Annotated in this window: 18 protein-coding genes and 1 pseudogene; 9 read left to right on the top strand and 10 right to left on the bottom strand. The window is 57.3% G+C overall.

Going from position 1 to position 25,593, the window contains the following annotated elements:
• Nucleotides 1–60 precede the first annotated feature (60 nt).
• Entirely contained in the window at nucleotides 61–1,329 is a 1,269-nt protein-coding gene (locus WM40_RS19475; protein ID WP_046153709.1) for a phospholipase D-like domain-containing protein, read from the bottom strand.
• 366 nt (nucleotides 1,330–1,695) lie between these two features.
• Between WM40_RS19475 and WM40_RS19480 the strand changes: the two genes are divergently transcribed.
• Nucleotides 1,696–1,938: a CsbD family protein gene (locus tag WM40_RS19480; protein WP_024902876.1), complete on the top strand. Its 243-nt coding sequence runs from the start codon at nucleotides 1,696–1,698 to the stop codon at nucleotides 1,936–1,938.
• Nucleotides 1,939–2,072: 134 nt separating this feature from the next.
• Here the strand turns inward: WM40_RS19480 and WM40_RS32330 are convergent, their stop codons facing one another.
• Entirely contained in the window at nucleotides 2,073–3,626 is a 1,554-nt protein-coding gene (locus WM40_RS32330) for a methyl-accepting chemotaxis protein (protein ID WP_052738421.1), read from the bottom strand.
• 318 nt (nucleotides 3,627–3,944) lie between these two features.
• Between WM40_RS32330 and WM40_RS19490 the strand changes: the two genes are divergently transcribed.
• On the top strand, nucleotides 3,945–5,513 hold the full coding sequence (locus WM40_RS19490) for a Fic family protein (RefSeq protein WP_024902878.1): 1,569 nt from the start codon (nucleotides 3,945–3,947) through the stop codon (nucleotides 5,511–5,513).
• Nucleotides 5,514–5,613: 100 nt separating this feature from the next.
• Here WM40_RS19490 and WM40_RS19495 read toward each other — a convergent pair whose 3' ends face one another.
• Together WM40_RS19495 and WM40_RS19500 are read right to left on the bottom strand one after the other, a co-directional pair.
• Nucleotides 5,614–6,450, bottom strand: coding sequence for a shikimate dehydrogenase family protein (locus tag WM40_RS19495; RefSeq protein WP_024902879.1), 837 nt, complete (start codon nucleotides 6,448–6,450; stop codon nucleotides 5,614–5,616).
• Nucleotides 6,451–6,477: 27 nt separating this feature from the next.
• Nucleotides 6,478–7,830: an MFS transporter gene (locus WM40_RS19500; protein WP_024902880.1), complete on the bottom strand. Its 1,353-nt coding sequence runs from the start codon at nucleotides 7,828–7,830 to the stop codon at nucleotides 6,478–6,480.
• Nucleotides 7,831–8,638: 808 nt separating this feature from the next.
• On the opposite strand from WM40_RS19500, the gene WM40_RS19505 reads away from it, so the two are divergent.
• Nucleotides 8,639–9,472, top strand: coding sequence for an aldo/keto reductase (locus WM40_RS19505; RefSeq protein ID WP_046153710.1), 834 nt, complete (start codon nucleotides 8,639–8,641; stop codon nucleotides 9,470–9,472).
• Nucleotides 9,473–9,593: 121 nt separating this feature from the next.
• Here the strand turns inward: WM40_RS19505 and WM40_RS19510 are convergent, their stop codons facing one another.
• From WM40_RS19510 to WM40_RS19525, 4 genes are all read right to left on the bottom strand, one after another.
• On the bottom strand, nucleotides 9,594–10,814 hold the full coding sequence (locus WM40_RS19510; protein WP_082103005.1) for an acyltransferase family protein: 1,221 nt from the start codon (nucleotides 10,812–10,814) through the stop codon (nucleotides 9,594–9,596).
• Between the two features lie 418 nt (nucleotides 10,815–11,232).
• Nucleotides 11,233–11,523 carry a helix-turn-helix domain-containing protein gene (locus tag WM40_RS19515; protein WP_024902883.1) on the bottom strand — a complete coding sequence of 97 codons (291 nt, stop codon included), beginning with the start codon at nucleotides 11,521–11,523 and terminating at the stop codon, nucleotides 11,233–11,235.
• Between the two features lie 196 nt (nucleotides 11,524–11,719).
• Nucleotides 11,720–12,937: a transporter gene (locus tag WM40_RS19520; RefSeq protein ID WP_024902884.1), complete on the bottom strand. Its 1,218-nt coding sequence runs from the start codon at nucleotides 12,935–12,937 to the stop codon at nucleotides 11,720–11,722.
• A gap of 6 nt (nucleotides 12,938–12,943) precedes the next feature.
• Complete coding sequence (locus WM40_RS19525; protein WP_046153711.1) at nucleotides 12,944–14,776, bottom strand: GGDEF domain-containing protein; 1,833 nt, start codon at nucleotides 14,774–14,776, stop codon at nucleotides 12,944–12,946.
• A gap of 385 nt (nucleotides 14,777–15,161) precedes the next feature.
• Between WM40_RS19525 and WM40_RS19535 the strand changes: the two genes are divergently transcribed.
• The 6 genes from WM40_RS19535 to WM40_RS19560 all read left to right on the top strand — a co-directional run bounded on the left by WM40_RS19535 (nucleotide 15,162) and on the right by WM40_RS19560 (nucleotide 21,780).
• Complete coding sequence (locus tag WM40_RS19535) at nucleotides 15,162–16,394, top strand: LacI family DNA-binding transcriptional regulator (protein WP_082103007.1); 1,233 nt, start codon at nucleotides 15,162–15,164, stop codon at nucleotides 16,392–16,394.
• A gap of 217 nt (nucleotides 16,395–16,611) precedes the next feature.
• On the top strand, nucleotides 16,612–17,637 hold the full coding sequence (locus WM40_RS19540; protein WP_024902887.1) for an ABC transporter substrate-binding protein: 1,026 nt from the start codon (nucleotides 16,612–16,614) through the stop codon (nucleotides 17,635–17,637).
• Nucleotides 17,638–17,751: 114 nt separating this feature from the next.
• Nucleotides 17,752–18,576 (top strand): ABC transporter permease, encoded by an 825-nt coding sequence (locus WM40_RS19545; protein WP_024902888.1) that lies wholly within the window; start codon nucleotides 17,752–17,754, stop codon nucleotides 18,574–18,576.
• Complete coding sequence (locus tag WM40_RS19550; RefSeq protein WP_052738423.1) at nucleotides 18,573–19,418, top strand: ABC transporter permease; 846 nt, start codon at nucleotides 18,573–18,575, stop codon at nucleotides 19,416–19,418. Before WM40_RS19545 ends, WM40_RS19550 begins: the two co-directional genes overlap by 4 nt.
• 83 nt (nucleotides 19,419–19,501) lie before the next feature.
• Nucleotides 19,502–20,740 (top strand): ABC transporter ATP-binding protein, encoded by a 1,239-nt coding sequence (locus tag WM40_RS32560; protein ID WP_046153725.1) that lies wholly within the window; start codon nucleotides 19,502–19,504, stop codon nucleotides 20,738–20,740.
• Between the two features lie 155 nt (nucleotides 20,741–20,895).
• Nucleotides 20,896–21,780 (top strand): phosphodiesterase, encoded by an 885-nt coding sequence (locus WM40_RS19560; protein ID WP_036009039.1) that lies wholly within the window; start codon nucleotides 20,896–20,898, stop codon nucleotides 21,778–21,780.
• Here the strand turns inward: WM40_RS19560 and WM40_RS28090 are convergent.
• Both WM40_RS28090 and WM40_RS19570 read right to left on the bottom strand, forming a co-directional pair.
• A complete protein-coding gene (locus WM40_RS28090) occupies nucleotides 21,686–23,170 on the bottom strand; it encodes a DNA/RNA non-specific endonuclease (protein WP_052738424.1) in 1,485 nt (494 codons plus the stop codon). The two genes, WM40_RS19560 and WM40_RS28090, sit on opposite strands and share 95 nt — an antisense overlap.
• Before the next feature lie 53 nt (nucleotides 23,171–23,223).
• Nucleotides 23,224–25,292, bottom strand: a pseudogene (locus WM40_RS19570) (putative bifunctional diguanylate cyclase/phosphodiesterase).
• Between the last annotated feature and the right edge of the window lie 301 nt (nucleotides 25,293–25,593).

Below are 25,593 nucleotides of genomic sequence, written 5' to 3' on the forward strand. Positions count from 1 at the left end.
TACTGTCACCGATCGTGGCGATTTTTCGCACATCACCGACCCTCCCCCTCGCGACCTCACTCATAACTGCGACTCGATCGGCCAAGCCAATAGCTCGCCAATCTTGTAGCGCATCGGCCGCGCTTTCCATTGCGCCAGCGAGTACCGTTTCGCGTCGCGGATATCGCTTTCCATGACGTTGGTCATCGCGCTCCCGAATACAGGAGAATAGACGTTCAGACTGGCTTCGTCGTTAAGGTTGAACGATCGCATATCGAAATTAGTCGATCCAACGGACACCATCAGCCCATCCAGGATCAGCATCTTGTTATGCATCATCGTCTTTTCGTACAAGTAAATCTCGACGCCCGCAGCCAACAACGTCCCCCATTGCTGCTTCGATGCAAGGCGAATCATCGCTGAGTCCGTATAGCGATCGGGTACAAGCAATCGAATCTTCACGCCTCGCTTTGTCGCATTCACCAAGGCTTCGTTCATCAGCCGATCCGGAATGAAATAAGCCGCCTGGAGATCGATTGTTTTTGTTGCCGCGGCGACAGCCAGCAAGTACATCAATTGCATACTCGTATTGCCACCGGAAGGTGAACTGACAAACATATGCATCTTATGATTACCGGCTGGCCACAATGCCGGATAATATTGGGTGCCGTGGAGCACCCGCCCGGTCGTCTTGATCCAGTTGTTCATGAACCCGGCTTGCAACTGCGCGACTACGGGACCCTCGATCCTGAAATGCATATCGCGCCAGTGATCGGGGTCTTGCGCATGGCCCCGCCACTGATCTGCTATCCCCACCCCGCCGGTAAGCCCGATCGCGCCGTCCACTATCAGCAGCTTACGATGCGTACGATTATTGAGGCGGGATACGGTGTACCACTTCAGCGGATGATATTTTTCAACTTCTACGCCCGCATTGACTATCTCGTCGAGTAGTGACTTGTCCATCCTGAAACTACCTGCCCAATCGAGCATGACATGCACAGCTACCCCTGCTTTCTGCCGTGCCTTCAAGGCGTCGGCAAATTCTTGACCTATTTCCCCTGTCCAGTAGATATAAGTTTCAAAAGTAATGCTGTGCTTCGCGGCACGAATCGCAGCGAGCATTGCCGGGAATATTTCGTCACCATTCTGCAGCGCCGTTATGGCATTCCCCTGCAACATGTCGGGCCCAAGCATTGCGTCCATTTCCAGCTCGAACTGCGGGTCGTCGATGGCATGACAGTGGTCGATGGTATGACGCACCGCTTTCTCAGGGACTTTGAAATTCACGGCCAACAGCACAGCCAATGCCGTCGCGATCACGGCAATGGCTATCAGTATCCAGAACATTCTTGTGCTCGTCGAGACAACGAAGTATTGCAAACAGGTCGATCCAATATAGCAAACGGAATGAGGTCACGTGAATGATGCCATGCCATTGCACATAATAGACCTGTCATTTACATGATGTGGCGCCAATGCATTTCATGCATGCGAGACGCCGAGATTGCCGATGTTCAGAGTATTCGCCGCCGACGTCGATGCTGGCGCGAGACACTCCGCTACGACAGAGCAAGGAGGACGTAGCAATAACCTGGCGTCTGATCGTCACTACGGATTGGAAAATATCGTCGACCGGCTGCCACTACATGGAACGATACGTGCTTATAAGCAGACAACCAGACTATATCCACTGGCAAAAAAGAGGAGTCTTATATGTACGAAGATCAAGCAGCAGGCACCGTGAAGAACATTGCTGGAAAGGTCCAGGAAGGCATCGGTAATGTGTTCGGTGACCCCCAGACTCAGGCAGAAGGCAAGCTGCGGCAAGTCGGTGGCGCAATCCAGCAGTCATATGGCCAAGCCGTTGATAAAGTCAGCGAAACCACCCGCATCAATCCAATCGGCTCTCTGCTGATTGCCGCGGGAGTAGGTTTTATTTTGGGAAAAGTGCTGTAAGTGAGCGCTGAATAGCGTCAGGCGGATTGAAACCGTTGGCTGGCAATCTCGACGGGATTGCCAGCCAACGGCCTATGGGACTGCCATGCGCTGCTTTTAGCGGCACGGGTGCCCGCACAGACAGGCGCTATCGTTCAGGGCAATTTGAAAATATCAACGGCCTCGCGCAGTGCCCTCGCCTGCGACTCCATCGATTGGGTGGCGGCTGAAGCTTCTTCCACCAACGCCGCATTTTGTTGCGTGACTTCGTCCATTTGCGTGACCGCCTCGGCGACCTGATCGATCCCCTTGCTTTGCTCCCGGGAGGCTGTGGCGATCTCTTCCATAATGCTGGTAACACGCGTGATGCTCTCTGCGATTTCTTGCATCTTGCCACTCGTCTCACCAACCAGACGACTTCCACTCTGCGTTTGTTCGACGGATGCATCGATCAACGTCTTGATTTCCTTGGCCGCACTGGACGAGCGCTGAGCAAGGGTTCGCACTTCACCTGCCACCACGGCGAAGCCTCGTCCCTCCTCGCCCGCTCGTGCCGCTTCCACGGCGGCGTTCAATGCCAGAATGTTTGTCTGAAAGGCAATGCCTTCGATGATGGCAATGATGTCCGCCATCTTGTTTGAGCTGCCATCAATCGCGCGCATCGTCTGTGTCACTTGGTCGACAATGCCACTGCCTTGCGCCGAGTTACCGCGCGCGGCAATGGCAAGCGCATTTGCAGCGGAGGCATTTTCCGCATTTTGTTTCACCGTCTCCGTCAGCTCCGCCATGCTTGCGGCGGTTTGCTCCAAGGCGGCAGCCTGCTCCTCCGTACGGGATGAGAGATCGACATTACCCGCGGCAATTTGCGTGGCGGCACTGGCAATTCCCTCGGCCGAGCGACGTACCGTCGCCACGGTGCCGCCCAGCGTACGCTTCATCTCTGCCAAGGCAGTCAGGAGCGTGCCCATTTCGTCGCGCGACGTTACGACAACCGGTCGACGCAGATCGCCCTGGGCCATTTCGGCAAAGTGTTGCAGGGCGGTGCCCAATGGCGTGGTAATCGCCGCGAGTAGATTACGCACCGTCAGTACGCCAGCAATTACGGCTATCAGGATGCCGGCATAAATGATTGCCCGGAACATCTGATATCGGCTGGACGCGTCACTGTATAGCTTGGCTGACTCCGTAGCCTGGTATGTCTTCAGCTTCTCGTTGCTTTGCCGATAAGGACTGTAGGCATCCCCTACGGCAGTGGCCGCGACAAGGGCGTCACCCGGATTGGCACCGGACGCCATTATGTTTTGCCAGACCTCGATCTTTGAAAAAAGCGCGTCGCGGTTGCGTGACACATCGGCAGCAAGTTGCGCCTCTTCCGCCGTGTTGGGCAGCGCCGTATATGTCGTCCAGGCGGCGGCGGTATTGGTCCGGAACTCCTGGGACTTGTTGAAAAGGGCTTCCACCGCTTTTTTGTCGCCAGGATTCGCGGCCAGAGTCATTGCCGCACGATCAAGCGTGGTCCGAATTTGCAGGACGTTCGTTTCAGCTACACCGATCGCCTGGGTAGCAGCCAATCTTGTCGAGTAGATCTCATTCAGGCTACCAACCGCCCGGCCCATGCCGAACTGACCAAGGAAGCCCAGAGCGGCGATCAGGAAAATCAAGAAAGTAGTCGCGGCAATAAGGCGAGCGCGAATGGTAAGCGTAGGCATGGCGAATCCAGTATCGAACGTGCACGTCACACGTCTCGCCAGGGTTAACGACAATCTCGCTCCTCACTTGAGGTATTCCATGGAATATCACCGATTCGTTGCCGCAATTAAACGTAATATTATTAGACGTCATGCGAATCTGGTAATTCGTGCGCTGTCACGGTGGATATTGCCGCCCGTTCGGCGCATCGCGCGATGGCGAAAGCCTGTTAGTTCGGGCAGTCGTGCGTTACGCGCATCCAAAATTAACGTTTTTCACGGAAAGAGGTAGAATAAGAACGTTTTTTTATACGTTTTAACAAATTTTCTGGGATTCCGATGGAAAACGCGATCGGTTATCGCTGGCTTGCAAACCGCTATGGTATCGCGGCCACGCAGCCCTATCCCGTTGAAAGTAACATTGGCCCGACGCGACGCACTACTCGCCACGACAAGACCGTACACGAAACCTATACGCCAGTCATGCGGCCGAGCGACACGTTATCGGCGCACCTGACCTTTGCGTTAAAGCATGAGGGGATATTCCTTGAATTGCTGGCGCGTTTGTTTCAAGCAATACCTGTTCCGGAATTCGTTGACTGGATCATGGGTGAGCGGACAGGTCAATATGCCAGGCGAGCCGGATTCCTATACGAATGGCTGACCGGCAGGCAACTCGACGGCGTCCCCGCGGTCCCGGGCGGGGGCTATGTCGATGCGATCGATCCCGAAAAATATATCGTCGGCACGCGCCCCGAAAACAACAAGCGGTGGCACGTGCGAGACAACCTTCCAGGGACTCGCACATTCTGCCCACTGGTAAGACGCACCAACCACGTGAATGCCGCGCAGGCCTATGATATCGCGGCGCAGCTTGATGCCTTGCAGGTGGAATACGGCGTGGATACGCTGCGGCGTAGCGCGGTCTGGCTCACATTGAAGGAGAGCCGCGCCAGCTTTCAGATCGAACATGAGCAAGATCGGAAGGATCGGATCAAACGATTTGCCGAAGTCATGGAATCGCGCATCGGTGTCTACGATCGGCCACTGGCGCGCGAAACACTCGCGGACCTGCAACGCGAGATCATCGGCGAGCGCACGACCATTACACGTTTTGGCTTACGTGAGTCGCCTGTGTTCGTTGGCGCCATCGAACATTTCCGCGACGTCATCCACTACATCGCGCCGCACTGGAACGATGTCGATCGAATGCTCGACGGGCTGGAGACATTCCTCACCCGCACGGAGGGCGCATCACCTATTGCCCGCGCGGCGGTTCTTGCGTTTGGCTTTGTCTATATCCATCCGTTTGCCGACGGGAATGGTCGTATCCATCGTTTCCTGATCAACGATCTTCTACGACGCGACGGCGCGGTGCCGGCCCCATTCGTGCTGCCGGTGTCGGCCGCCATCACCAGCCGTGCCCAGAACATGGCCGCCTACGATGCAGTGCTGGAGGTTTTTTCAAAACCTTTCATGCGGCATTACGGAGCCTTCAGCGCGTTTGACACGCCACGTCGTTTTCCGGACGGCGTGACATCGAGCTTCGCATTCGATGCTTATGCGGATGCACAGCATGCATGGCGTTATCCGGATCTGACCGCGCACGTCGAATACCTGGCGGAATTGATCGATCGAACCATTCGCATGGAGATGCGGAGGGAAGCGCAGCTGATGCAAGGTTGGAGCAATGCGCGAAGCGGCGTCAAGGATATCCTTGATGGCCCCAATAGCGACATCGATCGCATCATAAGATCAGTAAAAGATAATAACTGGACGCTGTCAAACAAGCTTCGAATGGAGTTCCCCATCATGGACAGGGAAAACCTGGCGGAGCCGATCATCGCCGCTGTCCGTGCGGCATTCGAGGCAATGGACCATTCGGCGGAAGATGATCGCGAGAGCTAGGATCCGTACCGCGCTCAAGGCGTCACTTGGTGCGAGAGTGTCCCAATACCCACGGAGGGCATGCCGGATAATGGGATTGCGTGTTGTTGCGGCGCAGGGGTCAGCTCTTCGGAATCAGCGAGGTCTCACGCAATGCTTCCGGCGTGGCGGTACCAAAGCCAAAGAATTCGAGATAGGCCGGGATCATTTCGTACAACATATCCGTACCCACCTGAACCAGGCAACCTTTATCACGCGCCGCACGTAACAAAGGGGTGTACTCCGTCTTCATCACCACTTCCCCGACGAACGTTTCCGGCGCGATACGGTCGACGTCGAAGGGGATGGGATCATCGTCTTTCATACCCAGCGGTGTGGCATTAACGATCAGATCATAGCCGTGCGGATCGCGTGACCCGGTCTCCACACGCAAGGCCGGATAATGCTGCATGAGCCGCTCGGCAAGCGCCGTGACGCTGCGTGGATTCGTATCGAACAGCATCATTTCCGCCACACCCGCGCCAGCAAGCGAAGCTGCAATGGCACATCCCACGCCACCGCTGCCCAACACCAGCACACGCGCCCCCTTCAGTACCTTGCCTTTGCGCAAGACACCGCGCACGAACCCGGCACCGTCAAATTGATCGCCCAGCAGCGTTCCGTCCTCACGCTTGAGGATGGCGTTGCACGCGCCTGCAATGGCTGCGGTCGGCGTTACTTCGTCCATCAACTCGCTAGTCACGATCTTGTGTGGCATCGTCACCAAAGCGCCCTTCAGGTTCGTGAGCTTGAACAGCGTCGGCAGAAACGTCCGATAGTCGTCGGATAGCACGCCCATCGGCACCACGACCGCATCGATCCCTTGTTTTTCGAACCACGGATTGTAGATCAGTGGTGCTTTGAAACCCTCGGTGGGATAGCCGAGATGCGCGATCAATGTCGTTTTTCCAGAAATCATGTCATGCTCCAGCGACGTACCAATATTTCAGTCTGCGGCTACTTCGACACGGCGTACATCACCGATGAGGAAGATGTAGGAGAGCGCGCCAACCAGGGCAGCGGCCCCCACATAGGTCAAGGCATAGAAGAATGAACCTGTCTTAGATACGATGAGGCCGATAACCAGGGGTGTGATGATGCCGGCGAGGTTAGCGCAGAAATTGAAGATACCCCCCGTCAACCCCATCAGCTTCTTCGGCGCGATGTCCGAAATCAACGTCCAGCCCAGCCCCACCATGCCCTGACCAAAGAATGCGAACGACAGAATCGCGATCACGACGGTATCGTTATTGACGAAATTGGCCGAAATAATCGTTGATGCCGCGAGGAGACCGAAAATGATGGGAGCCTTTCGGGCAATACTGGCCGAACCGGTCCGCTTCAGCAGTGCGTCCGAGACCCAACCGCCCAGCATGACGCCAACCGCCGCGGCCAGGAACGGCATCACGGCAAAGAAACCCACCTTCAACCACCCCATGTGACGCTCGGTCGCGAGGTAAGTCGGGAACCAGGTCAGGAAGAACACCAGCGTCGTATTGCCAGCGAACTGGCCGAGGCATGCCCCGGCAATTTGCCGCTGACGCAATAGCATACCCACGCGGCCCCATGAGAAACCCATTGACTGGGTGCTCTTCGATTCCAGCCCTCCGCCTTCGGCAATGAAATCCAGTTCGGCGCTATTGACCGTCTTGGAATCCGTAGGTTCACGATAGATCGCCCACCACACAAATGCGAACACGATACCCACCACGCCGACGACGATGAACAAAGCGCGCCAGCCCCACGTACCCATCAACCAAAACAGCGCGGGAGCGAAACACGCCAGCCCCAGATACTCGCCAACCGTGTAAATTCCGGTCGCCCGTGCCCGTTCCTGTTGCGGAAACCACGTAGCCACAACACGGCTATTGGTTGGAAAACAGGGCGCTTCGCTCGCACCCAACAGGAAGCGGAATAGCAACAAAGACTTCAAGCCCACAGCGAAGCCCTGCACGAGCGTGAAAAATGACCAGAACGCCAGCGACAGAAAATAGGTAATGCGGCTACCAAATCGATCCAGGAACAAACCGCCCGGAATCTGGAAAAATGCGTAGGTCCAGGAAAATGCCGAGAAGACGATGCCCATCACGACGGCATCGATACCCAAATCCTTGGTCATCGTCGGCGCGGCAATCCCCAGCACCGTGCGGTCCATATAGTTGATCATCGTGGCGATAGCCAGCAAGGCCAGGACGACGAAACGGCTTCGAGTCCGGCGTACGGATCGCGCTCCCGCCGGCCCATCGATCGATGGGTCTCCATTTCGCGGCTTCGCGTTTTCACCGGCAACGTGTCGCATGCTTCTCTCCAAATGCCGTTACCGGCGATCAATCTGCCAACTTGCCGAGACGCGTCGCCCATACACGACGGCCGGCATCAGCTTTGTTACTGAACACGGCGGGACCTGGTTTCGTTTGTCCAAGTCGCCTCACGTGAGGAGTGGCAGGTGCGGCATCACGCCACACTATCTGCATAAAGCAAAATGTACGAACTAGTACGTTAACGTGTCAACTGTCGGCGCTTCGGATACATTGCGCGGAACATTGCGTCACGTATGACGCCAGAAACCGAAAAATGTTGCTAAATCATATGTTTCCAGATCTTCTATCTTAATTTTGTCATCCTTCCATGTCACCCTCGATCACCCGGACTGCGGGTAAACCTGACTCCCAGCGCCTATGGGAAAAGCCGAATCGTTGCAAAAACGAACGGTTGATCCTGGTCAGATTTCGCCGCGAGTGTGCACGTTATCTTCCGGCGTCGTACCGCTATACCGTGGGCCGCACGGGCATACAAATCGGCGTGTTACCGGGCTTACAACGCTAATCGGCGTTGCTTGCCCATTTGAAACGTTTGCCACCGCCCTTTTCCACTGCCGCAGCCATTGCCGGCGTTGTTTGGGTGGGCGCTCACGCTTGAGAGGGCTTCGCGTCGTCGATTAGGGCCATTGTTCCGGCGGCGATGGCGCAGGCGTGTTGGGACAGCAACCGGCATGAACCCATTGATTCGCGGCATGCTTTATGCTGAAGACTGTCTACCATTCACACCATGCTGCCGGCCGGTCGTCCCGATCGGCTGCGGCCGTTTGTTGAAAAGGAGCGTTCTTCATGTCTCAATCCCCGCTGCTTACCTTGAACGATGGCGTTCACATTCCCCAAGTCGGCTTGGGTGTCTGGCAGCTCGATGACAAACAAACCGAAGCCTCATCGCTTGCTGCACTGGACGCCGGCTACCGCCACATCGATACTGCCAAGATATACGGCAACGAAGAGGCTGTCGGCCGCGCACTGAAAAATACGTCCGTGCCCAGGGACGAGATATTCATTACGACCAAGCTATGGAATGCCGACCAGGGTTACGAATCGACACTGAAGGCCTTTGATGCAAGCATGAAGCGCCTGGGCCTTGAAACACTGGATCTTTATCTGATTCATTGGGCCGCGCCGCAGTTGCAAAAATACAAGGATACTTGGCGTGCTTTCGTGCGCCTGAAGGAGGAAGGCCGCGTGCGCTCAATTGGCGTCTGTAACTTCAACCAGTCCCATTTGGATGACATCATCGAAGACAGTGGCGTCGTGCCATCGGTTAATCAAATCGAAATTCACCCGGATTTCAATCAACAGGCACTAGTGGATTTCTGCATTTCTCGGAAAATTACGACAGAGGCATGGAGCCCGCTGGGGCAAGGCGGTGAACTGCTGAAAGCGCCGCTGTTCAAGCAACTTGCGGACAAACACGGTAAGGAACCCGTGCAGGTGATTCTCCGGTGGCACATTCAGGCGGGGCACGTGGTGATTCCACGTTCGAAAAATCCGGATCGCGTAAAGTCGAATTTCGAGATCTTTGACTTCAAGCTTGACGATGCTGATATGAAGGCCATTGCCTCGATGCCACAAACGGGACGTCTAGGCCCGGACCCCGAAACATTCAACAACGCGTAACGTAGAAGAAAGCCCGGCTGCAACGGATGGGCATTGGACCGATACCATACCCAGCAAACCTGCAGTCTTATTCTCTTGACACCCTGGCGGATGGCACCAGGGTATTTTCCATTGCAACGCTCTAGCGCGATGTCTTGCGCACTTCAGCCGCACTGGCAACGTTGGATGCATTGCTGGCCGTCGCCGGGTCCGGATGCGGGGTCGCCTGTTTTTTGCCCAACATGCGACGCACAAAGGCGATTGCCGGTTTCTCGACCAGAAACCACGACCCGGCCGCCACGACAGTGGTAATGGCAAGGGAAATGAGCACGCCTAGCAAATTATCCTGTTGCGGGAAATACGATGCCACTACCTGCTGTACAAAAAAGCCATAAATGTACAGTCCATAGGAAATGTCCCAATCAGGACGCAACCGTTTAAATTGCGGCAATCCTGAAAACACCATCAAACCATAGATGAACGTGACATAGAGCAAAGCATTGGCCCACGGCTGGTCCCGCGACAGCACATAGCCAACACACAAAGCGATCGCGAAGTCACCTCGCAAAACAATCTTTTTCCGATAGTGATACGCGACAAAACCTGCAATGAAAAAAGGAACCGGATGCGCCGAGAAATCGCCCGGCTTTTCGGTGAGGTCCTTGACGATGGTACCGATCACCGGCAGATGGGTATGGACGTGAAACAATGCAAGCCAGACCAGTACGGCTAGACCTGCGCCGATCAAGACGCGCACTTTTCCGCGTGCCAGCGTCGATATGCCTAGCACCGCCACCATCACGTAGCACATGACTTCAACAGGCAAGGTCCATAGGGACGAATTCACGCCATGGAAGACATTATCCTCAAACAAGCCAGGCAGCCGCGTGCGCAGTCCTGAAAATAACGTGATGTTGCGTATCAGGAAGCCGAAAGTCATCTTGTCTTGCATATACGCTGAAACCGATTGCGTGGAGAGCAATGGGCCGGCCACCAGCGTAATCAATACAACACAGACGATCAAAGCCGGCCAGATACGCCCGATGCGCAATGCCACATAGGCACCGAGCGTGTTTTGCCGATCCCAACTCTGACTGATCAGAATGCCGCTCAAGAAGAAAAACGCATAGACGGCGAGACTGCCACTGTAGTCGTTTCCCGTCAAAGTGTGCAAAGGATCGGTGCGCCCCATCGCGGGTTGCAGAATAAACGAATGACCGAACATAACCAGCACGGCCGCAACCAATCGCACTATTCCGAAATTATTGTCGTGACCACGTAAGGTGTCCGCTAGTGTGCGTCCCTTCGCCAAAAACCGCTGCGCACCACGGGTGCTGTCCTGAATAGGACGAGTTGTCGACATCGAACGTCTCCGTCTGGATCCGAGCCTAGAGAACGGGAGCCGGCAATGCAGCCTCCCTGAAGGATGCGCGGTGAGCAAGCTGCAAGGATCTATGCAATGCAGACAAACACGCTACGCCTTTGTCATGATAACCAGCCTTGGCGAACTATACAGGAGCGTCGCATGGCGCGCATGCGGAACACATGGCATTCACCTGGAGCGCATCTGTCTCATTCCGCTTGGGTCGAGACGCGACATAACGCCTGAGGAAAATGAAATAGACGTTATATGCAGCATCAAAATAAAAAAATAAATTCGTATGCCTAACGATATATCAAAAAATGCAAACGCTTTTAAAGACGTGGAAAGTGAGGATGTAAAAGTCGTAACTAAATTTATATCTACCCTGAATGAGTAGTACCACGTCCACTCGCCAACGTTATTGTACGGACAAACCAGCCATCTTCGGTTCACCGACGGCGCAAAGCCAATCCATTGGCACGTCCAGCAGTGCGGACAGGCGACGCACTTGACGGATGGTTGGTACCGTTACCCCTGCTCGCCATAACTGCAGATGTTGCACGGCCACGCCCAGTTGTCGCGCAATGCGACTGGAAGATAATTTTTTACGCTTCAACGTCATGTCCAGCCGGGTCGAAAACGTTCGCCGGACCGCGTCCTCTTCGAGGCGCTCCTGAATAACAGTATCGATCGATTTGTGCAGCAGCATGAATCTGTTTCCTGAACCAGACGCGACAAGTCTAGTACGTGGTAGTGATGCTGGTATGACGCTTATAAGTCAGAAAAGTTTCGATGGAAATGCTGACACTGCGTCACGAAATATGAATACATATTTCATGCCACGACGCGAACATCATGCAAGCTTATACTCCATACTGCGCTAGCTTACAGGATGCACTACTCCCCTACCGGTCGTTTCTGCCGCGGAATGCCCACATTCCGCCTACCGCGGTGAAAGTGACCACCAGCAGCACCAATAACCAGAAACCATGTTTGTTTTCCGATAACGGCACGCCGCCGACATTCATCCCAAAAAAACCCGCAACGATATTGATCGGCAAGGCCAGGACCGTCACCATGGTCAATGTGAACAGGGTCCGATTGCTTTGCTCGTCCCGGCGCACCGAAATGTCTTCCTGGATCAGGCGTATCCGCTCGATCAAACCCGCCAGGTCGCCCAGGACGAGGGAGAACTCTTCCGTCGATTCGCGCAGGTCCTGAACGTCTTGATGCTGGAGCCAGCCTGGCGGTCGGGCAAGCAGCCGGAATAGCGAACCGGGTTCGGGTGCCAGCGTTCGCTGGAGCCGCACCAAAATTCGGCGCAGCCCTCCCAGGTCTTGACGAAATGCAACAGGGCGCTGCGCCAGCAACTGATCTTCTATGCCGTCAACGTCGGCGCTCGTGTCCCGGACGATCTTGGCCATCAGATCAGCCTGGTCTCGAAGCAGGTGCACCAGCAATTCGGCCGGGGTCCGGAATCGCTCGCCCATCATGACGCTGGCGCGTAAGCGGTCCACCGAACGTAGCGGCTTCACGCGCAAGGTCACCATCATCCGGCGATGCGTATACACCCAGAGCGTCGCGATCTCGGTGGGTCTCTGCTCAAAACTGAACGTTACATCGTTGACTACCGCCAGTAGCGACCCATCTTGCTGTTCAATCCGCGTGGAACGGGAACCCTCCTGCAAGGCCTCGAAGAATGCCTCCGGGAGATCAAGGTGTTCCTCGATCCAACGCCGGCTGCCCGTATGCGCCAAATGGAAATGCAGCCACAGAAAATCCTTTGGCCGCAAGCCGGCCCGCGGCGGCACATGCGATTGCGGCTCTTCGTTGGCGTAGAAGTCCGCAAGCCAGGCAAGCGCCTGCGTGGCATCCACCGGATGCGCGACAAGGCCATCTTCCTCGGCGTCGTGATGATGCAGGAACGCCGGCCCTTGCAATGCGCTACCTGGCTGTCCAGCGGGCTGCAACGTCGCGCGCATTGTTGCATGCCGATGATCGGCATCCCCTCGCGCGGCGCGAATCGACGCTGTTTCCGGTTCCGAATGCTCGCTAAAGAGAAAACCGCAAACGAGTCCGTTATCATCGGCGCCGTAACGCATCGTCGACGGATCAAATGTCATCAGGCATCAAACTGTCAGGGGGTGGGAATCCGAATGGCTCGATATCGTCGACTGCGGCGGCATGACGTAAAAACCGGACGCATCGCGTTTCGCCTCTTGCTTCGCGACAGCGGCCAGCGCTGTCAACGACCCGATATCATACAGCCCCGCGCGTGCTTCTATTACGCCTGCCGCTAATTTCACGAATCCGTGGAAGCGCTGCTGCCCAAAACGGTCTACCGCCTCGATACCACCCGCCTGCCGTTCCTCATCCGTGTAAAGCTGCAACACTTGTCGATTAAACGTGGCGATCGCCTCCAGCAACCGTCGCCGCCAATCCAGGCTTTGGAAAAATATCAGAAAATCATCGCCGCCCACATGCCCCAGGAAATCGCGCCGAAGATCGCAGGCATTCGATAGAATGGCCGCTGTCAGTCGCAGTACCTCGTCACCCTGCCAGTAGCCGTGCTGGTCATTGTAGGATTTGAAATCATTTAAATCGCAATAACAGGCGTAAAACGGAGCGCGCCCCTCGATCAGACGCCGCATATGCGCCTCGATAGGGATGTTTCCAGGCAATTGCGTCAGCGGGTTCGCATAACGTGCCGCCTCGATGCGGATATCGGTGACGGCGCGCATCAGATCCTCAGCGGTCCCGAGCCCCCGATAGGCGCCCCGTTCAACGATGACGAAACCATCGGACAGGTAGCCCACATCTTGGGCACTCAACCGTAGCGCCAGCGAATCGATATCGGCGTCCTCCTCCACGACCAGCGGCGACGTGTTCGCATGCGTCAGGCAAGGCTTGCGACCAAATAGTTCACGATGAAATGGCAATGCATAGGAGTCGACGAAATGCCGGCGATTGATCAAACCGTGTGGCGTGTCCCCCTCGACCACGGCTACCGCATGCAGGTCCGGATGCGCGCTGAACAGGGCGAAGACTTCATCGTTACGCGTGCGCGGATCGATGGCTGGCGCGGTGCGTAGTAATTGACCGACGGTCGCACGCGCAATCCCACGGGCGGCAATATCGGGGAAAACCGTGATCGCACGGTTGCGCAGTACCTGCATCGCCAGCGGCGCGATGTCACGAGGCGGTTCCGACGCCGGTCGTGACAATGCAAAACCTTGTCCCATTTCGATACCGAGATCCCGGCAAACGATCAGGTCGTCCGGTGTCTCGATGCCTTCGGCAATGACCGTCGTCCCCGCTTTTTGCGCCAACCGGCGCACGGCGCGCAAGGCCTCGAACCGTAACGGGTGTGTACCACTGCCACGCACCAGCGACGCATCGATCTTCAGGAAATCGGGCTCCAATGCCACCCATAGGCTCAGTGTGGCATGTCCCGTTCCGTAGTCATCCAGCGCGATACGCGCCCCCATTTCCCTGAGGTTGCTGCTGGCCTGGAGCAACGTATCCACGGCGCCGAGCGCATTGCGCTCCGTCAACTCGAAGACGAGCCGGTCCGCACGAATGCCGCAGCGAGCCAGAATGGCGAACACCGCTCGGCGATGGCGCGAGAGTTGCCGTAATCCATCGGCACTCAGGTTGACGAATAGCAAGGTATTGGGCGCGTCGGTGACATCGGCCGCGTTCCACCCTGCCCGCCAATAGCTATCCATGGCGCGGCGCGCGGCCGCGCGCTCCAGTGGCAAGCGACAACCTTCTTGTTCCGCCCGCTCGAACAACTGTCCCGCATCGTCCACTGGCGAGTCGAGCGCCGCTTCGTGTGCACCCACCGTCACACGCACGAATCCTTCGTGCGCAACGACTTCTCCGGTCTTCAACGACACAATCGGTTGAAAAACCGAGCGTAGCGCACCCCGGCGAATCACGCCGGCTATCGTGGCGATCATGATGCTTCTCGTCTCTACTGACAACCTTGGCGAAGGATACGACCGTAACTTCCGATCTTAGCAGTGTCACATGTCAGTCATTTGACAGTCGCGGTATCGTCATCCCAGTGTCATCCACCCGTTGGCCGCATACGGCCATGGATTCGTCGCGGTTTTGCGATGGCATCAGGATGGATGGGATGAACATCCAGCGCGATACGTCACGAAACCGTCATCGACGAAAGGCAGAATGCATCGTGTAAACGTTTCCACGACGAAATGTCCACATGCAAACCCGATAACGCGCTTTTTCGAGGCGAACCATTTTTCGACATCTCCGCCTGCTGCGCGTGATGCGACGGTGGTTACCGAAAACGGCCGTCCCGCACCTGGATAATAAGATCACGTGACGCTCACTCGCACCAACACACCGCCGCATCAATCGTCGAAAAAAGCGGGACGCACTGCTACCACGATCAAAGACGTGGCGTTGCTCGCCCGCTGTTCCATCGCCACCGTGTCACGCGCATTGAACACACCGGCCAAAGTCGATCCAGCCACATTGGCGGCAGTGCAGGCCGCCATTGATGCCACCGATTATCGCCCAAGCGCGCTGGGCCGGATGCTGCGCGCGGCGCATAGCCAGGTGATTGGCGTTATCGTGCCGACCATCGCCAACCCGGTGTTCGGTGAAACGGTGCAAGGCATAGACGAACTGGCTTCGGCCGCGGGTTATCGGGTGATGCTGATGACCACCGAATATCGCACCGATCGCGAACGTACCGCCATCGATACACTGCGAGCGCATCATGTCGACGGCTTGATCGTTACCGTCGCCGACGCACGGGCGAATGATGCACTCGACGCTTTGGACCTGGCGGACATGCCGTATGTGCTCGCCCATAACGACGCGCCCGCAAACAGCCAACGCCGTAGCGTCGCCGTGGACAACTTCACCGCGGCCCGCGAAGCAGTCGAACAAATGATCGCACGCGGTCACACGCGAATCCGGATGCTTGCCGGCACCCTTAGCGCATCGGATCGCGCCTTGCAACGGGTTGCAGGCTATGAGGCGGCCATGCGGACGGCAGGCCTCACGGTAGCGCCCGCCATCGAAATCGATTTTTTGTCGGATCATTTGTCCATGGATGTCATGCGAGCGCTTGCGCGGTCCGAGACGACGGGGTTGTTTTGCAGTAACGATCGCCTGGCAATAGTTGCGATTACCTCCTTGGAAACCCAGGGACTTTCCGTTCCGGGAGATATATCGGTGGTCGGCTTTGACGGCCTGACACTTGGCGCACTATTGATGCCTCGCCTGACCAGCGTCTGCGTGCCGAATCGCGAAATCGGGCGCCGCGCATGGGCATCGCTGCGAGAGGCCATTCGCGGTGGGCACAAGGCGAAACAGGAGACCATGCCACCGTCTATACCTGGAACAGTGCCTTTCGAGCAAAGCGCGCAGGCCCTTTCCCATCCATCGATGGCCCTCCCGGCGTCAAACGGGACGTCCGGGTCGAACGACGTTCATCAGCGGCTACCGCATGCACTCCGCTTGGGCGGGACCCTCGGTACGGTCACGGAAAGACGGACACGGTGGAACTGCCTGGAGGATACGCCAGCACGACCATCGCTATAGGCATGGCGCCTGGTCGGACATACCGCCCGGAACGTCACGGTTCAACGAAACATGTATTTTCGCCCTCCGCTTTTACCGCTACGTACCTTCAACCAAAAGAGAAACAGACGTGATGATGCTTCACACTTCGTCCAACGCACGCAATGCCGCCAGATGCAGCACGCTTGTGCTCAGCGACCAACCATCTCGCCGTCAGCCGTCGATATCCCTTCTTGCAATGCGCCTGGCGGTCCGCGCCCTTGCCTGCGCGGTGGCCACCATGTCGTTGTTCGGCGTTGCCAGTGGCACGGCGCTCGCGCAAGGTGATAAGACGGCCATCTGCTACAACTGTCCGCCAGACTGGGCGGATTGGGCAGGTCAGATCGCGGCCATCAAGGCTGCCACCGGCATCCGCGTGCCCTTCGACGACAAGAATTCCGGACAAGCCATTGCGCAAATGATGGCCGAGCACAGGAGTCCCGTGAACGATGTCGTGTATCTCGGCATCTCGTCGGCGTTCCAGGCCAAGGATAAAGGATTGCTTGCGGCGTACAAACCGCCTCACTGGGATGAGATTCCCGCGGACGAAAAAGATCCGCAAGGCATGTGGTTCGCGATTCACTCCGGCACGATCGGATTGATGATCAACAAGGACGCATTGGATGGCAAGCCGGTGCCGCAATCGTGGGCCGATCTGTTGAAACCCGAATATAAAGGCATGGTCGGCTATCTCGATCCGTCCAGTGCCTTTGTCGGTTATGCCGGGGCCGTCGCCGTCAACCAGGCGCTGGGCGGTTCGCTGAGCAATTTCCAGCCGGGTCTGGACTGGTTCAAGCGCTTGCAGGCCAATGCACCGATCGTACCGAAGCAGACCGCCTATGCGCGCGTGCTGTCCGGTGAAATCCCGATCCTGATCGATTACGACTTCGACGCCTACCGTGCCCGATACAAGGACCAGGCCAATGTCGCGTTTGTGATCCCGAAGGAAGGTACGATCTCGGTGCCGTATGTCATGGGCCTGACCGCGGGTGCGCCGCATGCCGACAATGGGAAGAAGGTTCTGGACTTTGTCCTGTCCGACGCAGGGCAGGCAAAGTGGGCCGCCGCCTATCTGCGCCCGGTGCGGCATGTGCCCATGCCCAAGGACATCGCATCACGTTTTTTGCCCGCCAGCGATTATGCGCGGGCGAAGACCGTTGATTATCGTGAACTCGCCGCGCAGCAGCAGGCATTTGGCCAGGCCTACCTGAAAATCGTCCATTGACCCGCGTGCCATGCTTCGCTTTTGCCTGAACGATCCAGGCGGCGGCGCATGGTCCTCTCTGTTTTTCTTGTACCGCACCGCGCCGGACGTATCGGAACGGTGTTGGAAAGCATCATGTCCGAGTCTACTTTCCCCCTGCCGCTGCGCGTTGCCCTGTTCGCGCCGGCCATGGCCTTCTTTGCGGCGTTCTGGTTGCTGCCGGTTGTCTTGCTGGTCCGTATCAGCGCGGACGGCCATCCGGTGACTGCTTACTGGGCCATTGTGACCAATGCGAACTACCTGCACAGCCTCTTGAATACGGTCGCCCTGTCGCTGGCGGTCACTTCGGTCAGCCTGCTGCTGGCGACGGTATCCGGATTGTTTCTCGCGCGCCGGACATTTCCGCTGAAGTCTTTTTTGATGGCGCTGTTGGGCTTTCCGCTCATTTTCCCCGGCGTCGTGGTCGGTTTTCTTGTCATCATGCTCGCCGGTCGCCAAGGCTTGATCGGCGCGCTATCGTTGCGCCTGACGGGCGACAAGTGGATCTTTGCGTATTCGATGGGCGGCCTGTTTCTCGGGTATCTGTATTTTTCGATACCGCGCGTGCTGGTGTCGGTCATTGCGGCTACAAGCAAATTGGATCCCTCGCTGGTCGAAGCCGCACGAGCATTGGGCGCTTCGTCGTGGCAGGTCGCACGCGATGTGTTGCTGCCTGCCCTGCAGCCGGTATTGGTCGCAAGCGGCGCATTATGCTTCGCCACATCCATGGGTGCATTCGGCACCGCCTTTACGCTCGGCACCAATATCGACGTATTGCCGATGACGATATACACCGCCTTCACGTTGAACGCCGACATGGCCGGCGCGGCAGCGCTGTCGATCGTCCTCGGCGTGATCACCTGGTTGACGCTGGCATTATCAAGGCAATTCGGTGCGGCAAATGTGGCGGTGTCGGCATGAGATACGCTCGAATCAATACGGCGCGCGTGGGCGTGTTCCTGCAAGCACTGGTCACCGTGGCGATAGTCTTGTTTCTTGTCTTGCCCATCATCATGTCGATGCTGGCGGGCGTGACCGCTAACTACTTTCGTGGCTTGTCGAGTGGATTGACATTGCGCTGGGTAGGCCAAGTATGGGACTTGTACGCCGGTTCGCTTTTCGCTTCCTTGTATGTCGCGCTTGCCACGTTGGCGATCACCATCATCATCGGTGTTCCTGCAGCCTATGCGCTATCGCGCAGTCATGCGCGCCTTGCACGTTGGATCGATGAGCTGTTGATCCTCCCGGTTGCGCTGCCGGGACTTGCATCCGCGCTGGCCTTACTGTCACTGTATGGTGGTTTCGGCGCGTTTCGCCAGAGCTACGCGTTCATTATCGTGGGCCATGTGATATTCACCCTGCCATTCATGACCCGTTCCGTTTCGGCGATTTGCGCCAGCGCGGACATTCGCACGCTGGAAGAAGGCGCGGCCAGTCTGGGCGCCGGTTTTGCACGGCGTTTTTTTACCGTGGTCCTCCCCAACATTCAACCCGGTATCGTCGCCGGCGCGGTGGCTGTTGTCACGTTATCGCTCGGTGAATTCAATCTGACCTGGATGTTGCATACGCCTGACACGAAAACCTTGCCTGTCGGCCTTGCCGATACGTATGCGTCGATGCGCATCGAAATCGGCAGTGCCTACACGCTGGTCTTCCTGGTTATCGCGTTGCCGCTGTTGCTTGCAATTCAATGGTTCGCGCCGGATGCCGTGGTAAAGCGCGCGAAACGCCGCGCGGCAAAGGTCGCAAAAGACGCTCTCTGATGAAGGCTCCCATGTATCCCGTTCCCCCTGACCCAACCGGGCTCACTTCGCCGTCGAAGGTAATGACGGACGATGCATCGGCCATCCAACTGGCGCGCGTGGCCATTACGCTGTCGCACTGCGCGAAAACGTTCCACGGACAACAAGTGCTTGCACCGCTGGACCTCGAGATCGCCGCCGGCGAGACGCTTGTGTTGCTAGGACCTTCGGGATGCGGCAAGACGACGACGCTGCGGATGATCGCCGGACTCGAGCGTCCCGACACCGGCGGCCGCGTCTTTTTCGACGGCGAAGACGTAACGTCTTTGCCCATTGAAAAACGACGCGTGGGCATGGTGTTTCAAAGTTATGCGCTTTTTCCCAATATGTCCGTGCGGGACAATGTCGGATATGGACTGCGTGTACAACAGTCTCGCGGCGCGAAGGACCTTGATGGGCAGTTGCTGACGAAGGAGCGCATACGTGCGCGCGTGGACCGTTTGTTGGCGTTGATGGAACTGGAAGCGCATGCTGAAAAACGCATCGACGCGCTATCCGGCGGCCAACGTCAGCGTGTGGCGTTGGCGCGCGCGCTGGCACCACAGCCACGGGTGCTGTTGCTCGATGAACCGTTGACGGCGTTGGATGCGCGCCTGCGAGACATGCTTCGCGCGGAAATGAACCAGTTGCTCCGGACGCTCGGCGTGACCACGGTGTACGTGACGCACGACCAGGGTGAAGCGATGGCGCTCGGCGACCGCATCGTGGTGATGAGCGCCGGCCGCGTGGAACAAGCGGGCACGCCTCGTGAAATCTACTATCGACCGGTCAACCGACATGTCGCTGAATTCGTCGGCACGATGAACCGGCTCAGTGGTATCGTGCGGGACGGATACCTCTATGTAGGAGACGCACCGTTACCGCTGGCGTCCACGTCGTCCGTCGTCCATGCGCCAAACGTCGCGCGCCCGAATAACCGGTCGACATCGATGCAAACAGAACATGTCAGACCGCACAGCACGATGGGCAACGGCCCCACGTCCGACGCCCGGATGGTACAAACCGCATTTTTCCGTCCGGAAGATGTGGAACTCTGTTTTGTCGATGACGCACACCTGCACGGCACCGTGCGAAGCCTGACGTTTCTGGGCGATCGAACGCGCGTTGTCATCGATGACGTAACAGGACAATTCGAGACAACCCATCACGACGGTCATCATGCAAAGGACGGCAGCGCGTTGATCACGCTCGACGTCACAGGCCGCGCCACATTGACTCATGGGGATCGCGTATCGCTGCGCTTGCGGGAAAACGCGTTGATGTTATTGGAACAGGAGACTTAGTGATGACGATGCAACAGACTGCTTCCCTTGGCGCCCCCTCGGAGACGAGTGCGGCATCGCCTGCTTCGGCAAATCATGACGTTGGCGGTGCGGTGAAACAATATCGTGAGCATGACCCTCGCTTGCCCGCGCATTCGCCTTTCTACTTCCTGCAAATGACGGACCTGCATATCCGTGCTCCTGGCGTGTTGGCATATCGGAAGGTGGATACGGCCGGCTATTTGCGCCAAGCCGTTGCACACGTATTGACACTGCAGCCCTCACCCGCGGCGATTGTCGTTACCGGTGATCTCGTCGATAAAGGCAGTGTGGACGAATACGAACATCTAAAGACGCTGCTGGCCCCGCTACCAATGCCAATTTACATGCTGGTTGGCAACCATGACGGGCGTGAAGGACTGCGTGCCGTTTTTGATGCGCCCTATCTGCACGAGGGCGGAGCCTTTGTCCAGTATACGGTGGATATCGGTGGCGCCAAGGAACACGGCGATGCGGTCGCGAGCAAGCCCATTCGGCTGATCGCACTCGATACGCTGGAACCCGGTCGCAGCGGCGGATTCTTGTGCGAGAAACGACTCGCGTGGTTGGAAGCCGCATTGGAAAGCGCGCGGGGCTTACCGGTTGTGGTTGCCATGCATCATCCGCCGTTTGCGACGGGCATCGGTCACATGGACGAGGCATTACTCGATGCACACAGCAGCGCAAGACTCGCGGAAATCATCGCGCGACATCCAAACGTCGAGCGGATCATCGCAGGGCATTTGCATCGAGAGATTCACGCGCGTTTCAGCGGCACGATTGTATCTACCGCAGGGTCTACCGCACACCAGGTCTGCCTTGATCTACAGGACAACGCACCATCCGCTTTTACGATGGAGCCCCCCACGGCCGTGATTCATCGTTGGCAGCCATCGCCCGGTCTTCCCCTCGACCCACGTACGGGGCTTAACGGAGGGCTGGTGTCTCACCTTTCCTATCTTGCGAAATATGACGGCCCTTACCCATTCCACGAGCCGGATGGTGGATTGATCGATCAGTAAATACGAGAAACGGCGTCGTGTGCGCCGTTATTGAATAGTCTGTTAGTTGCATTAAAGGAATAAAACCTGGCCAAGGATTGCATCGCTTCGCCATTTCCCGAACGGCGATATTTGCAGCAAAACGCGCGCTAAACAACCTCTTGCTGCTTATTTGCCGTGATCGCCGAGATCGTGACCAAGCCGTTTCAAGGTCTTGCCGAACGTATATCCATAGCCATAGACACCGACGTCCTGGCTGAAACCAGGACGCTTGGAAGCGGCCTTCCTTGCCGTTTTTTTTTTTCGCGCGATCCGCCTTGGTGTTCAACGACCGATGATGCGTACGTGCCGATGCCCGTGATGCAGTCGACGATACCGGGCCAGCCCGCTTCGCCGTGTGTCGATCCTGCTGTGCTGCCTTACTACTCGGTTGTGGAGACGCCATGGTCGTCCGCGCCGGACCACCGTCGGATGGAAAGACCAAACCGAGCGCCGCGAGCGTCACCGGTCCGGTCTTCATCCGCTGACCGCTCGGGCGTGGCGGCGGTAATGCGATGGCTTGCGCTTTTACCGCGTTGGAAAGCCCGGGAAATGGATCGATCCCGGTGATTCTCTGCAACAAGGCAATCGATATGACCGTGTAGCCATTCCCCTCCCGGTTGGCAGTCAAATAAGCCGCAGCGCCGCGCTTCGGATCATAAATCGCTTTCCAAAGATAGTCCGGCACGGCAACGCGGGAATGCAACCAGGTGGGGGGACCGATAAAAGCGGGACCGCTCACGACATACAGCTCGCCGCTGTTCTTTGTCATCGCGCGGGTCGTGATCTCGATACCCTGCCATAGATGCCGATTGTTGTCGGACACTTGCGGCACCATGTTTGCCAGCGAGAAGCTTTGCTCCTGCGCCACGGCGTCCGGCATATCGGCGCTGGGCGACATATGCCCTCGATCGAAACCGGATGTACGGTAATCCTCGAGTTCCGCGCGATCGTCGGCGAGCAGGGACATTTCCGCGTGAAACGCATCGTGACGTTTCACTGTTCGTGCTGCCGCCACGCTGTCAACCGTCAAATGCTCGGCTGACCACAACGGCGTGCGCGTGATGCCGGAAGCCATCACAGAATAAAAACGATAGCAAAGAACATGCGTCCGCGGCACCTGTTCCATGCGCAATACGTCGGGCGCCTGTGCCGCCATGAAAAACGAGGGGCATGCGCTGGGCGCGGCGCCCACCATGCGTTCCGTGCCAGGAAGACCGACAAGCAGCGCGAGCAACAACGCAACATGAATGGCAATACGGGATGAAATGCGCCGCGACGGGTGTGACCGGGCAAAGGGTGATGCAGTGATCAACGGGGATTCTTCCGAGGCAAAAACAGCGGCATTATGCCAGCATCGTCGCCCCTTCATGAATAAACACGCGTGCACGACGAATATTGACGCCTACCATGCCGAATGCCGCCTCAGATCAATTCGGTAAAGCCTGCCGCTTCCATGGGCTTACCCAGCAGGAAGCCCTGCAGGAGATCACAACCCAAACGGGTCAGCAAGGCCTGCTGCTCATCCGTTTCCACGCCCTCGGCAACGATATTTAATTTCAGCGTGCCGCCCAATGCCACAATCGCCGAGACGATGGCCGCATCTTCACTGCTGTTTTCCAGATTCATCACAAAACCGCGATCGATCTTCAATTCACTCGCAGGCATTCGTTTCAAATACAGCAAACTCGAATACCCGGTGCCGAAATCGTCGATCGAAATCCTGACGCCAATCTCGTTCAGTTTTTCCAGGATCGCCAGGTTAGCGTCCACGTCCTGCATGGCTGTCGACTCGGTAATTTCCAGCGTCAGCTTGGCCGGGGCGATCTCGTGCTTCGCGATGGTCTCGACGATCATTTCGGTAAAGCGCGGATGATTGAATTGCGCCGTCGAGATATTGACCGCCATCGTCAGTGCCCGGCCTGCATCGGTACGGGCGCTCCGGTGCCACTCCGCAAGTTGTCGGCACGCCTCATCCAGAACCCATTCACCAATGCCGATGATCAAGCCGCTACGCTCCGCCAGCGGGATGAATTCATCGGGCCCGATCCGGCCGCGCGTTGGATGGTTCCATCGTAGCAGGGCCTCGGCACCGATCATCGGACCATTTGGCGCACGAAATTTCGGCTGGTAATACAAGACGAACTCATCGCGTTTGCGCGCGAGTCGCATGTCATGCAACAGCATCAGATGATTGGTATTGTCCGTATGCATCGACCCTTCGAAGAAACACGCCTGATTACGCCCCGCCGATTTGGCGTGATACATGGCGATGTCGGCACTCTTCACCAAGTCCCCCGGCGAATCACCATCACCTGGATAGAGCGCGATGCCAATGCTGGCGGATACGGACAAGTGATGGCCGGCAACGACGAACGGCTCATCCAGTACATTCACCAATCGTTCCGCGATCGTCGCCGCGTCAGCGGCGCCCGGTATGGGCGAAAGCACGACGAACTCGTCACCGCCCAGACGCGCACATGTATCCTGCGCATGCACGTTCTGGCGAATGCGCTCAGACACCTGCACCAGCAATTGATCACCCAGATGATGGCCGAACGTATCATTGACGCTCTTGAACCCGTCCAGATCGACGAACATCACCGTGAACATGGTGCGAGTCGCGCTGGCGGTTTCAATGGCCTTTTCCAACCGATCCATCAGCAACATGCGATTCGGCAGGCGTGTCAGCGTATCGTGCAATGCAATGCGCGACAGTTCCTGGTTAGCCTCCGCCAGCGACGATGACAAGATGGCCGTGTTGATCTCGAGCCGCATGTCGAGAATCGATGTGATCAGTGCCACCGCCAAGACCGCAACGGTGATCACGAGAATTGGCAGCGCCAGCGCATTGGCATCTAAACCGGTACTTGCCGCGCCGCAGATAGAGCCGAGCGGAAATTCAGCCGCCGACATCCCGACGTAGTGCATGCACGCAATCGCCAATCCCATCACGACGGACGCGCCAAGGCGATAATAGCGAACATGAAGCGCCAAGTGCCGCAGACGGAATGCGATGTGCATGCCAAGCCCGGAAGCCAGCACCCCGACGACGATGGACAACACGATCCGGGAAGGCCGCCAGACGATCGCCGGGTCCATCTTCATTGCGGCCATGCCGGTGTAGTGCATGGCGGCGATACCGCCCCCATCAGCAAGGCGCCGACGAGCAGGCGATGCCAGGGAAGCGCGGGGCGGCTGGCAAGCCGCAAGGCAAGCAGGGACGCCAGGATGACGATGATCAGCGACAGCACCGTCAATGGGACATCGAACCCTATATCGATGTTCGGCAATGAAAAGGCCAGCATGCCGATAAAATGCATCGACCAGACGCCGAACCCCATCGCGATGGCCCCCCCCACTAGCCACCACACGGCAGCCTTGCCACCGGCCGTGGTAATGCGCCCGACGAGATCGAGCGCGGTGTACGACGCCAGCATGGCGACGAGCACCGAAAACAACACCAGCAGCGTGTCGTAACTACCAACGAGCATGACAAACCTCAAAAACCCGAGGACGGCCACAGCCCTCGCTCATATGAACCAAGCGATTGCGGCGACCAACAACTTCTCGGGCGCGCGCCGTGCTCGTCCGCGTAATGCGCCCAAAAACCGCCCCATCCGGATGACCTGACCTTTCGGCCCCGCCAACCTCTTCGCGCATGCGAGGAAGACACCTCTCACAATACGAATGACGCGTGCAGATCCAGACCCACGTGGTGCATCGGCAAGAAACGCCGCCTGTCGCCAGCCGAATTTTACGGGATTGCGTAAATAGTTGATGCCCTGGTAAAGC

The organism is Robbsia andropogonis (genome assembly GCF_000970345.1).
Taxonomy (GTDB): Bacteria; Pseudomonadota; Gammaproteobacteria; order Burkholderiales; family Burkholderiaceae; genus Robbsia; species Robbsia andropogonis.